Source organism: Alcaligenes faecalis (genome assembly GCF_002443155.1).
Classification (GTDB): domain Bacteria; phylum Pseudomonadota; class Gammaproteobacteria; order Burkholderiales; family Burkholderiaceae_B; genus Alcaligenes; species Alcaligenes faecalis.
This window is the reverse complement of sequence record NZ_CP023667.1, coordinates 344,798-357,346: the sequence shown is the minus strand read 5'-3', so window position 1 is coordinate 357,346 and position 12,549 is coordinate 344,798. Positions and strand designations below refer to the sequence as shown.

Annotated in this window: 12 protein-coding genes; 10 read left to right on the top strand and 2 right to left on the bottom strand. The window is 57.5% G+C overall.

Features of this window, described 5'->3' with window-relative positions:
• Positions 1-91: 91 nt before the first annotated feature.
• Complete coding sequence (locus CPY64_RS01660) at positions 92-1,048, bottom strand: LysR family transcriptional regulator (protein ID WP_042482974.1); 957 nt, start codon at positions 1,046-1,048, stop codon at positions 92-94.
• A 289-nt stretch (positions 1,049-1,337) separates the two neighbouring features.
• On the opposite strand from CPY64_RS01660, the gene uraD reads away from it, so the two are divergent.
• The 6 genes from uraD to CPY64_RS01630 all read left to right on the top strand — a co-directional run bounded on the left by uraD (position 1,338) and on the right by CPY64_RS01630 (position 6,462).
• Positions 1,338-1,868 carry a 2-oxo-4-hydroxy-4-carboxy-5-ureidoimidazoline decarboxylase gene (gene uraD, locus CPY64_RS01655; protein ID WP_042482971.1) on the top strand — a complete coding sequence of 177 codons (531 nt, stop codon included), beginning with the start codon at positions 1,338-1,340 and terminating at the stop codon, positions 1,866-1,868.
• A gap of 148 nt (positions 1,869-2,016) precedes the next feature.
• The gene (locus CPY64_RS01650) at positions 2,017-2,529 is read left to right on the top strand and encodes an ureidoglycolate lyase (protein WP_042482968.1); all 513 of its coding nucleotides are present in this window, start codon (positions 2,017-2,019) and stop codon (positions 2,527-2,529) included.
• A complete protein-coding gene (locus CPY64_RS01645) occupies positions 2,526-3,317 on the top strand; it encodes a class II aldolase/adducin family protein (RefSeq protein ID WP_080723718.1) in 792 nt (263 codons plus the stop codon). The genes CPY64_RS01650 and CPY64_RS01645 overlap by 4 nt, the downstream gene beginning before the upstream one ends.
• Positions 3,318-3,344: 27 nt before the next feature.
• Positions 3,345-3,530, top strand: a complete 186-nt coding sequence (locus tag CPY64_RS01640; protein ID WP_026485035.1) for a 4-oxalocrotonate tautomerase — start codon at positions 3,345-3,347, stop codon at positions 3,528-3,530.
• A 373-nt stretch (positions 3,531-3,903) separates the two neighbouring features.
• Positions 3,904-5,388: a nucleobase:cation symporter-2 family protein gene (locus tag CPY64_RS01635; protein ID WP_042482965.1), complete on the top strand. Its 1,485-nt coding sequence runs from the start codon at positions 3,904-3,906 to the stop codon at positions 5,386-5,388.
• Between the two features lie 198 nt (positions 5,389-5,586).
• The gene (locus CPY64_RS01630; protein ID WP_042482963.1) at positions 5,587-6,462 is read left to right on the top strand and encodes an outer membrane protein OmpK; all 876 of its coding nucleotides are present in this window, start codon (positions 5,587-5,589) and stop codon (positions 6,460-6,462) included.
• A 64-nt stretch (positions 6,463-6,526) separates the two neighbouring features.
• Here the strand turns inward: CPY64_RS01630 and CPY64_RS01625 are convergent, their stop codons facing one another.
• Positions 6,527-7,444 (bottom strand): LysR family transcriptional regulator, encoded by a 918-nt coding sequence (locus CPY64_RS01625; protein ID WP_026485032.1) that lies wholly within the window; start codon positions 7,442-7,444, stop codon positions 6,527-6,529.
• A 110-nt stretch (positions 7,445-7,554) separates the two neighbouring features.
• Here CPY64_RS01625 and gcl point away from each other — a divergent pair, with 110 nt between their 5' ends.
• The 4 genes from gcl (at position 7,555) to CPY64_RS01605 (ending at position 12,546) form a co-directional block, all read left to right on the top strand.
• Positions 7,555-9,330: a glyoxylate carboligase gene (gene gcl / locus CPY64_RS01620; protein WP_042482959.1), complete on the top strand. Its 1,776-nt coding sequence runs from the start codon at positions 7,555-7,557 to the stop codon at positions 9,328-9,330.
• Between the two features lie 28 nt (positions 9,331-9,358).
• Complete coding sequence (hyi, locus tag CPY64_RS01615) at positions 9,359-10,147, top strand: hydroxypyruvate isomerase (protein ID WP_042482956.1); 789 nt, start codon at positions 9,359-9,361, stop codon at positions 10,145-10,147.
• 39 nt (positions 10,148-10,186) lie between these two features.
• Positions 10,187-11,071, top strand: coding sequence for a 2-hydroxy-3-oxopropionate reductase (locus tag CPY64_RS01610; RefSeq protein ID WP_042482953.1), 885 nt, complete (start codon positions 10,187-10,189; stop codon positions 11,069-11,071).
• A 197-nt stretch (positions 11,072-11,268) separates the two neighbouring features.
• The gene (locus tag CPY64_RS01605; RefSeq protein ID WP_042482951.1) at positions 11,269-12,546 is read left to right on the top strand and encodes a glycerate kinase type-2 family protein; all 1,278 of its coding nucleotides are present in this window, start codon (positions 11,269-11,271) and stop codon (positions 12,544-12,546) included.
• Positions 12,547-12,549 lie beyond the last annotated feature (3 nt).

Genomic DNA, 12,549 nt, shown 5'->3' with positions numbered 1-12,549 from the left:
TCAAGTTCCGTATCACTTTCGTGTAGGCAGGAGTAGCACGCTAATTTGCCCGAGCGCGAGCCCGAAAGCAAGTATTTTGCGGGATTGGGGCTCAGGAATCGGGTTGCGGCAACGGTTCTGTCGAGGCCAGCTGATTACCGCATTCGGTCAGCAGACGCCGCAACCAGCGATGGCTGGGCGAATGCCGGTTACGTTCATGCCAAAGCTGATAAAAGCGCATGGGCGGAAACTCCAGCGGAGCCTCCAGAATCGTCAGAGGCAGCAAACGGCAATAGAACTCGGCAAAATGACGCGAAGTCGTAAAAATCAGATCTGTATTCTGTAGCAAATACGGGGCTGCCGAGAAGGACTGCACCGCCACGCTTTCATCACGCTGAATACGCAAGGTCGCCAAGGTCGTATCGATGACACCGCGCTGGTTGATGGAATACGGCATGGGCACCACATGGCGCGCCCGTACGTAATCATCCATGGTCAGCCCCTTGCGGGCCAGCGGATGAGTCGCCGCCACCAGGCAGACAATCTGATCTTCCAGCAGCACGGACAGGTGCATGCGATCCGGCGGTTCGGGCCAGTTACCGATGACCATGTCCAGATCACCTTCCGCCAGCGAACGCTCGAAATCAAAGCTGGCGTCCAGGGAGTGCAGATTCAAACGCGCACCCGGTGCCTCGCGGCGCATGCGCTCGACGACCCCGCCAACAAAAACAGGCGCCAGATAGTCCGGCGCTCCGATATGAAATTCACTGCGACTGACCTGCGGGTCGAAACTGTCTGGCGCATTGACCATACAGTCGATCTCGGCCAGGGCTCCTTTGGCGTGAGCCAGCAGGCCAATGGCACGCTCGGTAGGCACCATGCCGCCTTTTTCGCGCACCAGCAAAGGATCGCCAATAATGTCACGCAAGCGTCGTAAGGCCGCACTGATGGCAGGCTGCGACTGGTTCATTTTGAACGCGGTACGCGAGACGCTGCGCTCGGTAACGAGTAAGCAAAATACCCTCAAAAGATAGGTATCAAGCGGGTTATCCCCACGTCGGGCGGCCATCTTATTCTCTCCTTCTTACGCTTTTTTCCAGCATGATAATGACATACATGCACAATACGAGATGGCATATATCATTTATACGCCTAATTCTATTTTATTTATAAACAGAAAACTTAAACTGGTCCCATATAAGAAAATCATAGCCCACAGGCGGTTGTTTATAAGGGTTTGAATAAATCAAACAGACCCTGTAAACGCCCACCCACTACCCTTGATAAAACGGCCCCCAGGCCTGGTCCTGGAGCCGCCTCGGCTCGCACTATTTACGCTTAGATAATCGGACTGACACATGACAACTCAAACCCTTACCACCACACAGGCTCTAACCGAACTCTCCAGCCTGGACCAGAGCCAATTCGTGGACAAGCTCGAAGGTATTTTTGAACACTCCCCCTGGGTCCCTGAGCGTAGCTGGCACCAGCGTCCGTTTGAAAGCGTGGATCAACTGCACGCCTGCATGGTGCAAGTGGTCAAAGAGGCATCGTACGAAGAGCAAAAGAACCTGATCTGTGCTCACCCCGAGCTGGCTGGCAAGGAAGCCGAGCAAGGCACGCTGACCACCGCATCCACGGGTGAACAGCGTGGCGCTGGCCTGGACCAGTGCTCGGCCCAAGAACTGGCCCGTCTGCGTGGCCTGAACGCCCAGTACCGTGAGCGTTTCGGTTTCCCCTTCGTGATTGCCGTCAAAGGTTTGAGCCGTTACCAAATCATGGATACAGTAGAAGCCCGTCTGAACAATAGTGTTGAAACCGAGTTTCAAGCTTGTCTGACCGAAATCGGCAAAATTGCCCGTTTCCGTCTGGATGCGCTGCTGGCCTGATTTTGCTGCCTTCTGGATCTTTCTGAAGATCCAAGCCGTTCACGGGGTAGCGCCAGCCTGCGGGCACGCTACCCTTTGTTTCCTCTGACCCTTCGTGGCGCGGCTGCTTTCAGCCCCACGCGGGTCTGCCTTATTAAGGACCTCTGCCATGACAATCACATTGAAGTTGGAAACCCTGACAGCCGAAGCCTTCGCGCCTTTTGGTGATGTCATCGAGGCCTCCGACGCGGTTCAGCACTTCACCATCAACGAGGGCAATACCGAGCGCTACCACGATCTGGCCAAGATTGAGCCCGGCGCGGACGGTCACGCGATTGTGTCCATTTTCCGTGGCCAGCCGCGCACCCTGCCCTTTACCGTAGAGATGATGGAGCGCCACCCCAAAGGGAGCCAGGCCTTCATTCCCCAGTCCGGCCAGCCTTATCTGGTGATTGTGGCCCCTGCTGGCCCGACTCCCAAGGCAAGCGATCTGCGCCTGTTCCTGGCACGTGGCGATCAGGGCGTGAACTACGCAACCGGCGTTTGGCACCACCCCTTGATGGCCCTGAACCAAGTGGCCGACTTCATTGTGATTGACCGCAAAGGGCCCGGCGACAACTGCGACGTGATTCAGCTGGAAGAAAAAGCCATCATCGCTGAACTGGAAACCACAGCAGCGTGAGCCAGTCCTGTCCTGTCACGCCGGACCTGGAGGCCATTTACGCCCATCGTCCGGCGGATATTGATCCCGAGCACTGGCGCGCCCGCGTCAATCTGGCCGCCGCTTACCGGCTGGCGGCCCGCCAGGGCTGGGACGATATCATCTACACCCATATTTCCCTGCGCCTGCCCGGCCACGACGACATTTTCCTGATCAATCCCTTTGGTTTGCGCTTTGATGAGATCTGCGCCTCCAATCTGCTGTTGATTGATACCCAGGGCCAGGTCGTGGATGGCACAGGCCGTCGTGCCAACCCCAGCGGTTTTGCCATTCATGGTGCCGTCCACCGCGCCCGTGCCGATGCACACTGTGTCATTCATTTACATACAGATGCCTCGATTGCGGTCTCGGCCCTGTCCTGTGGGTTGCTGCCCCTGTCGCAACACGCCATGCGTTTCTGGCAGGACATTGGCTATCACGACTATGCCGGTCTGGCCTTCCCCCCCCAGGAACAGGAAGCCCTGCTCAAGCAATTAGGCTCCTATCCGGCCCTGCTCTTGCGCAATCACGGTGCCCTGACCTGCGGACGCACCGTTGCCGAAGCTTATATTCTGATGGATGCGCTGGAGCGCGCCTGCCGCATTCAGCTCTCGGCCATGGCTGCCAGCCCGCAGTTGCACCTGCCCCCGAAGGATGTTCTGGATTTGACACATCGCCAGCTTTTACCGGGGGACGAGCCAGAGGGCTTGTTAGAATGGCCAGCCTTGCTGCGCAAGCTCTATCAGAGCGAGCCGGATTTTTGCCGCTAACACCCTTTCCACCCCTACGGAGCTTTTATGCCTTCTATTAACGTACAACTATTCGACGGCCGTCCCGTGGAAATCAAGCGTGAGCTCGCCCAGGCCCTGACCAAAGAAGCCTGTCGTGTGCTTGGCTGTACCCCGGACGCCGTTGATGTGGTCTTTACCGACGTCAAACGCGAAGACTGGGCCACGGCCGGCGTCCTGTGGTCAGACAAGTAAATCAGACCCTTAAAAAAGCGGCCACAGGGCCGCTTTTTTTATACCTATCAGATACTTGGCAGTCCTTCACACCTGAACAAAAAGGTAGTTTGGAGGCTGCTAACATAGATTTTCAGGATGGACTAGGTGGGCAATACCCCTAGCACTGCAAAACGCATGAAAAAAGCAGGAATCTGCTAGGCCCAGGCTTGAACACAGGCCCCATCTACAGGGCTTATATCCTTTCCCCCCTGTCAGCATCGGCCTGCCATACGCTTTTACGTATTCTACTTATCAAGCCGTACTGCCTTCCAGTGATACAGCCCATCCGATAACTTTATGCTTACGCGGCCCAGGCATCGGCTGCGCATAACGTATTAATAAGGAGACCCGGATGTCCGCCAACCCAGAAGTGTCCACACCTGCTGCTTGCGACGGTGTAGACGAACGCCTACCAACGGGGCGCCTGGCAACCCTTGGTTTGCAACACGTCATGGTGATGTACGCGGGCGCAGTTGCTGTCCCCCTGATCATTGGTGCAGCCTTGGGCCTGTCCAAGGAACAGATCGCATTCCTGATTAATGCTGACCTGCTGTGCTGTGGCGTGATTACCATTATCCAGGCCCGTGGCCTGGGTATTTTCGGCATCAAGTTGCCCGTCATGATGGGTGTGTCTTTTGCGGCGGTCAGTCCCATGATCGCCATCGGCCTGGACCCGCAACTGGGCCTGCCCGGTATCTTTGGCGCCACCATCCTGGCCGGTATCTTCAGTATTCTGATTGCTCCGGTATTTAGCCGTCTGATGGGCCTGTTCCCCCCGGTCGTGACCGGCATCATCATCACCGTTATTGGTGTGACACTGATGCGCGTGGGTCTGAACTGGATTGGTGGCGGCGCTCCCACGATTACAGATCCGGCCACCGGCATGTCCATACCCAACCCCGAATACGGTTCGCTGGAAAATCTGGGCATTGCCCTGATGGTGCTGACCGTCATCTTGCTGATCACCAAATTCGCCCGCGGTTTCCTGGCAAACGTGGCGGTGCTGATTGGCCTGCTGGTCGGTTTCTTCGTCTCTTTGGCCATGGGTCGCATCACCTTTGAAGGCCTGGATCAGACCAGCTGGTTTGCAATCGTCACCCCCTTCCACTTTGGCGTTCCCACCTTTAGCTGGGCCTTGCTGGGTGCAGCCGCTGTTCTGTCCCTGATCATGGTCGTGATCATGGTTGAATCGCTGGGCATGTTCCTGGCACTGGGCTCCATCTGTGGCCGTCCGACTGACCGTGAAGCGCTGGTGCGTGGTTTGCGCACCGACGGCCTGGGCACCCTGGTCGGCGGCATCATGAACACCTTCCCGCACAGCTCTTTCTCGCAGAACGTGGGCCTGGTCAGCGTGACCGGCGTGCGCAGCCGCTGGGTATGTGTCATGGGCGGTGCCTTCCTGATCATGCTGGGCCTGTTCCCCAAAATGGCTTTCATCGTAGCTTCCATCCCCAACTATGTTCTGGGTGGTGCCGGCATCGTGATGTTTGGCATGGTGGCCGCTACCGGCATCAAGATCCTGATGTCTGCCAATCTGAACCGCAACCCTTACAACCCCTACATCGTGGCCATCAGCCTGGGCTTTGGCATGATTCCCCTGGTTGCCGAGCACTTGCTGGACAAAATGCCACCCGCGCTGGCCCCCTTGCTGCATAGCGGAATCTTGCTGGCTGCCGTATCTGCCATCTTGCTGAACCTGTTTTTCAACGGCATGGAGAAATATGCTGACCAAGGTCACACCGTTGAATCCACCGCTGCAACCCAGGCACGCAAACAGGCAAGCGCTCAAAAAGAAACAGAAGAAAGCAGCACCCAGCTGGCCTCGCAGAACGGCTAAGCCCCCCCTTTTTGAACAGCCGCCCAGCCTGAAACGGGCGGCTGTTCAAATATCTGCAGTACCTGCTTAAAAGTATCGACTGCCCATAATTAATCTAAGCAAGGTCAGTAACACCCACTCGAAGAAAACTAAAGCCGCAGGCCATAAGGGACATCAGATCCCAGGGACCTGCTTGTGCTCAAACAAAGAGGAGACACTATGAAAAAGCTACACCCTGCTCGCTGGGCATGCGCCCTGCTGGCCGCCCCCCTGCTGTCCAGCCCCGCCTTGGCAGCCGACTGGAGCGACACCTTTTTAGGCTACCGCTTCAGCACGCAATACACCGAGCCGATGAATGATCGGACTATCCAGAAGCACATCCTGAGCCTGACCCACGTCAACGGCTACAGCCTGGGCCAGAACTTCTTTAATCTGGACATTCTGCAATCGGACCGCTACGACCCCTCCAATGGCAACGGCAGCAATGGCGCCACCGAGTTCTACGCCACCTATCGTCACCAGCTCTCCATGGGCAAGGTATTCGACAAGGATCTGAGCTTTGGCCCTGTGAAGGATGTGGCCATCACAGCCGGCTTTGACCTGAACACCAAGAACACCGCCTTTGCACCTCGCAAGCGTTTGCTGGTGCTGGGCCCGACCTTCAAATTTGATGTCCCCCGCGGCTTTGTGGACCTGAGCCTGATGGTTGGCAAGGAGTGGAACCACTGTGGCTTGGGCGCACCCGCCTGCCCGGACAGCCGCCGCTCTTTCGACACCCAGTTTCTGGCCAGCCTGAACTGGAATCTGCCCTTTGATGTGGGTTCAGTGCCTTTGAAGTTCCAGGGCTTTGCCAACTACGCCGGCCCCAAGGGTGACGACTACGCGGGCATCAGCACCAAGTCTGAAGTGCTGGTCCGCACCTCCCTGATGGCTGACGTGGGTAAAGTAGCCTTCGACAAGAAGAACACCTTGTGGGTGGGGATTGGCTACGAGTACTGGTACAACAAGTTCGGCAACCGCTACAAGGCAGACGGCAGCCTGAAACCCGGTATCAAAACCAGCGCTCCAACCGTACAGCTGGAATGGCATTTCTAAGTCGTACGCAGCAAAAAAAAACCGCTTTTCGAAGCGGTTTTTTTCATTCCAAAGCGTGAAAATCCTAAAACTGCACCTCACCGTCCCAGTAGCCCGGCGTGTTGTAGATGGCACGCAAATAATCAATAAAGCGCCGCACTTTGGCCGGCAGATAGCGCTGCTGCTGATACACCGCCTGAATGTCATAACTGGGAATCTCGAACTCGTTCAGCACCGTTACCAGCTCGCCCCGCTTGAGTTCGGGCTGAATTTCCCAGGTGGATCGCCAGCCTATGCCCCAACCTTGCTTGACCCAGTTAAACAGCAGCTCGCCGTCATTGCAATCCAGATCCCCATCGACTCGGACCGCCAATGGGCGACCATCACGCAGAAAGGTCCAGCCGCGTTGCTGACCGCCCTGCAAGTTGAAGGCCAAGCAGTTGTGACGCGCCAGATCTTCGGGCACACGCGGCACACCATGACGCTCAAAATACTCGGGCGTTCCACACACGACTCGCCGATTCGGATATAGACGTACGGCCACATAGTTGGGGTCCGTGACTTCACCAATCCGCAAGGCCATGTCATAGCCCTCGCGCACCAGATCGACCACGCTGTCGGTGAAGTTGAAAGACAGCTTCAACTCGGGATAACGCTTTTTGAAGGACAAGGCATGGGGGGCCACATGACGACGCCCAAAAGCCGCTGGAGCCGATACCACCAGGTGCCCGCGCACCACTTTACGCTGGGCGCTGATACTGGCTTCAGCCTCTTCAAAGTCCTTCAGAATTTGTTTGCACTGCTCCAGAAACTGCTCACCCAGATCGGTCAATGTCAGCCCGCGAGTGGATCGGTGCATCAAGCGCACACCCAGGCGCTGCTCCAGCGCATCCAGGCGGCGGCCCATGACCACGGGGGTGACTCCTTCGATCACGGAAGCGGCCGCAAAACTGCCTTTTTCCGCGACCAGTGCAAAACTTCGAATTTCGGTATAACGGCTCATTCAATACTCCAAGTATCGATAGAAACAATCGTACCACCATTTCTAGGCAGGTCCATCACTCCTTATTATCGAGTTGTGAATTTCGTCAAACGATGATCTAGGAGATATCAATGGCTCGAATGAGAGCAGTGGACGCCGCCGCCGCAATTTTACGTAAAGAAGGCGTGAGCACCGTATTCGGCGTGCCCGGCGCCGCCATCAACCCCTTCTACTCCGCACTGCGCAAAGAAGGTGGTTTTGATCACATTCTCGCCCGCCACGTGGAAGGCGCTTCCCACATGGCCGAAGGTTTTACCCGTGCCAATCCCGGCAATATCGGCGTGTGCATTGGTACTTCCGGCCCCGCTGGCACAGACATGATCACCGGCCTGTACTCCGCATCGGCTGACTCGATCCCAATTCTGTGCATTACCGGCCAGGCTCCTCGCTCGCGCCTGTACAAGGAAGACTTCCAGGCCGTGGATATTGAATCCATTGCCAAGCCTGTGACCAAATGGGCCGTGACAGTTCGCGAACCCGATCTGATCCCACGCGTGTTCCAGCAGGCTTTCCACATCATGCGCTCGGGCCGCCCCGGTCCTGTGCTGATCGATATGCCTATCGATGTACAAATGGCCGAGATCGAATTCGATCTGGATACCTACTCGCCGCTGGAAGCGTACAAGCCTAGCGCCACTCGCGCCCAGGCTGAAAAAGCCATCGAACTGCTGAACGCATCGGAGCGTCCGCTGATCGTCTCCGGTGGTGGCGTGATCAACGCCAACGCGTCCGAGCTGCTGCAAGAGTTTGCCGAGCTGGTCAACGTCCCTGTGATTCCAACCCTGATGGGCTGGGGCACGGTTGCCGACGATCACCCGCTGATGGCCGGCATGGTGGGTCTGCAGACCTCGCACCGCTACGGCAACCAGACTTTGCTGGCTTCGGACTTCGTATTCGGTATCGGTAACCGCTGGGCCAACCGCCACACCGGTTCCGTGGACGTCTACACCGAAGGCCGCAAGTTCGTGCACGTGGATATCGAACCCACACAGATCGGTCGCGTATTCGGCCCTGATCTGGGCATTGCCTCGGACGCTGGCGCTGCACTGAAGCTGTTCATTGAAGTGGCCAAAGAATACAAGGCTGCCGGCAAGCTGCGCGACCGTGCCGCCTGGGTTGCCGATTGCCAGAAGCGCAAAGCCACCTTGCAGCGCAAGACCAGCTTTGACAACGTGCCCTTGAAGCCTCAGCGCGTTTACGAAGAGATGAACCGCGCCTTTGGCCCGGCGACCACCTACGTCAGCACCATTGGTCTGTCGCAGATTGCAGCCGCCCAGTTCCTGCACGTGTACAAGCCACGTCACTGGATCAACTGCGGTCAGGCAGGCCCATTGGGTTGGACCATTCCCGCCGCACTGGGCGTGGTTGCCGCTGACCCAGGTCGTGAAGTCGTGGCCATTTCGGGCGACTACGACTTCCAGTTCATGATTGAAGAGCTGGCCGTAGGCGCGCAATTCAAGCTGCCTTACATCCATATTCTGGTCAACAACGCCTACCTGGGTCTGATCCGTCAGGCACAGCGTGGCTTCGAGATGGACTATTGTGTACAACTGGCCTTTGACAACATCAACGCCCCTGAAACCGAAGGTTATGGTGTGGATCACATCACCGTGGTGGAAGGTCTGGGTTGCAAGGCCATCCGTGTACACAAACCCGAAGACATCCAGCCGGCCATTGAACAGGCTCGTGCATGGATGAAAGAGTTCAGCGTGCCGGTTGTGATCGAACTGATCCTGGAGCGCGTCACCAACATTGCCATGGGCACCGAACTGCACAATGTGACGGAATTCGAGTCCCTGGCCGAAGCGGGTATTGACGCCCCCACCGCCATCTCGCTGATGGACTGATTGCTGATTTAAAAAACGGAGTAGCACTATGCCAAAATTTTCCGCCAACCTGACCATGCTGTTTAACGAGCACGACTTCCTGGATCGCTTCCAGGCAGCGGCCGAAGCCGGTTTCAAGGGAGTGGAGTACCTGTTCCCCTACGCCTACGACAAACAGCAACTGGCTGACAAACTGCAACAACACGGTCTGACCCAAGTGTTGCACAACCTGCCTGCGGGCGACTGGGACGGCGGCGAGCGCGGCATTGCAATCCTGCCCGAGCGCGTGGGTGAATTTCAGGACGGCGTAGGCCGTGCCATTGAATACGCCACCGCGCTGGGCTGCAAGCAAGTCAACTGCCTGGCGGGCAAGCTGGCCGAGGGCGCAGACCGTGAACTGGCTCACAAGACCTTGGTCAGCAATCTGCAGTTTGCTGCCGCCAAGCTGAAAGACGCCGGCCTGCGCCTGCTGGTTGAACCCATCAACACCTTCGACATTCCAGGTTTCTACCTGAACCGCACCGAACAGGCCGCGGCTCTGTTGCAGGACGTGGGCTCGGACAATCTGTTCATCCAGTACGACGTCTACCACGCCCAGCGCATGGAAGGCGAGCTGGCCGCCACCATGAAAAAGCACCTGGACAAGATTGCACACATCCAGATCGCGGATAACCCAGGTCGCAACGAACCGGGCACAGGCGAGATCAACTACGCCTGGTTGTTCAAGTACATCGACAGCATTGGCTACCAGGGCTGGATCGGCGGCGAGTACAAGCCCGCTGGCGTGACCAAGGATGGCCTGGGCTGGATGACTGAACTGACTGAAGTCACCGCCTGATCGTCGGATACCTGCAGATAATTATTAGGAGATTACACAATGGCTAAAATCGGTTTTATTGGTTTGGGCATCATGGGCGCACCCATGGCCGTCAACCTGATCAAGGGTGGTCATGAACTGTTCGCCTTCACTCACGGCGATTTTCCCAAAAGCGTAAAAGAAGCGGGTGCCACCATTTGCGAAAATGGTGCAGCAGTAGCCCGTCAAGCCGACATCATCATCACGATGGTGCCTGACACCCCACACGTGGAAGACGCCCTGTTCAGTGAAAACGGCGTGGCTGCAGGTCTGAGCGCCGGCAAGATCGTGGTGGACATGAGCTCTATCTCCCCCGTGGCCACCAAAGGCTTTGCCGAGCGCATCGTCAAGCTGGGTTGCGAATACCTGGACGCGCCTGTGTCCGGTGGCGAAGTCGGTGCCAAGGCTGGCTCGCTGACCATCATGGTCGGCGGCAAGCAAGAAGCCTTCGACAAGGTCAAGCCCCTGTTTGAACTGATGGGCAAGAACATCACCCTGGTCGGCGGCTACGGCGACGGTCAAATCACCAAAGTGGCCAACCAGATCATCGTGGCTCTGACCATTGAAGCCGTGGGCGAAGCCCTGTTGCTGGCCTCCAAGGCCGGTGCTGATGCAGGCAAGGTTCGTGAAGCGCTGATGGGCGGTTTTGCCAACTCGCGCATTCTGGAAGTCCACGGTGAGCGCATGGTCAAGCGCACGTTTGATCCAGGCTTTCGCATCGAACTGCACCAGAAGGACTTGAACCTGGCCCTGACTACCGCACGTCAGCTGGGTGTGGCTCTGCCCAACACCGCCACGGCCCAGGAACTGTTCAACACCTGCGCCGCTCACGGTGGCGCTGCACAAGACCACTCCGCCATGGTCCGTGCCCTGGAAATCATGGCCAATTACGAGATTGGTCAATAAGATCGGCTCAAGGATGCTCCCGTCCGGGCTGGTTTTTTCCAGGCATCAAGCCGGCACGGTCGGGACATCCAGCAAGCGGGCTGCGGCCCGCTTTTTTTTACCAGTTGGTACCCAAAGATGCCCTGCCCTCACGCAGTTGCATCCATATCGCGCAGTAAGATGGTTACGCTGCCATCACTCTGCCTTAGGATTGACCCATGAAGATCGAGCCACAAGACTTACTCAGCAAAATGTTTCAAGCTGCCGTCAACGCGGCTCAGCCTGAACATTGCATTCCACCTTATTTGCCCGAGGCTCCCAAGGGCCGCACCATTGTGATCGGCGCAGGCAAGGCATCGGCAGCAATGGCCCAGGCACTGGAGCGTCACTGGGACAAAGGCCCCATCAGCGGTGTGGTGGTGACCCGCTATGGCTACAGCGTGCCTTGTGATCACATCAAGATTCTGGAAGCCTCTCACCCCGTGCCCGACCAGGCCGGCGAGGACGCGGCCCGCGAGATTTTGCGCACGGTCAGCGATCTGAACGAGGACGACCTGGTGATTTGCCTGATTTCCGGCGGCGGTTCGTCTCTGCTGCCCCTGGCCGCAGAAGGCGTCACCCTGGCTGACAAACAAGCCATCAATAAAGCGCTGCTGAAATCGGGCGCGTCAATTGGCGAGATGAACACCGTACGCCGCCACCTGTCTGCCATCAAAGGTGGCCGTCTGGCCGCGGCTTGTGCCCCTGCCCGTGTCCTGAATCTGCTGATTTCCGATGTTCCTGGCGACAAGCCCATGGACATCGCTTCTGGCCCCACGGTGGCGGATCCCACCACGTGCGAGCAAGCGCTGGAGATCATCACCCGCTACGGCATCGAGATTCCTGCCGCAGCCCGTGCCCTGCTGGAGAGCGGCGATGGCGAAACCATCAAGCCCGACGATCCACGCCTGGCTCATGTCACCACCCATCTGGTCGCTACACCGCAACTGGCCCTGCTGGCTGCAGCTCGTGTCGCTGAAGCCCGTGGCGTACGTCCCGTCCTGCTGGGCGACAGCATTGAAGGCGAAGCCCGCGATGTGGGCAAAGTCATGGCTGGCATCGCCTTGAGCGTGGCCCAGCATGAGCAGCCCACCCAGGCTCCCTGCGTGCTGCTGTCAGGCGGAGAAACCACCGTGACCTTGCGCGGCCAGGGCCGTGGCGGTCGCAATGTGGAATTTCTGCTGTCCACCGCCATTGCCTTGAACGGGGCACCCGGTATCTACGGTTTGGCAGGCGATACCGACGGTGTAGATGGCCAGGAAGAAATTGCTGGAGCCTTCTGCGGTCCGGACACTTTGGAACGTGCCTGGCAACTAGGTATACGCCCAAGGGCCAGTCTGGACAATAATGATGGTCATGGCTTCTTTGAAGCCTTGGATGACGCTTTGGTTACGGGCCCTACCCTGACCAACGTCAATGATTTCCGTGCAATTCTGGTTTTAACCCCTAGCGATTAACGC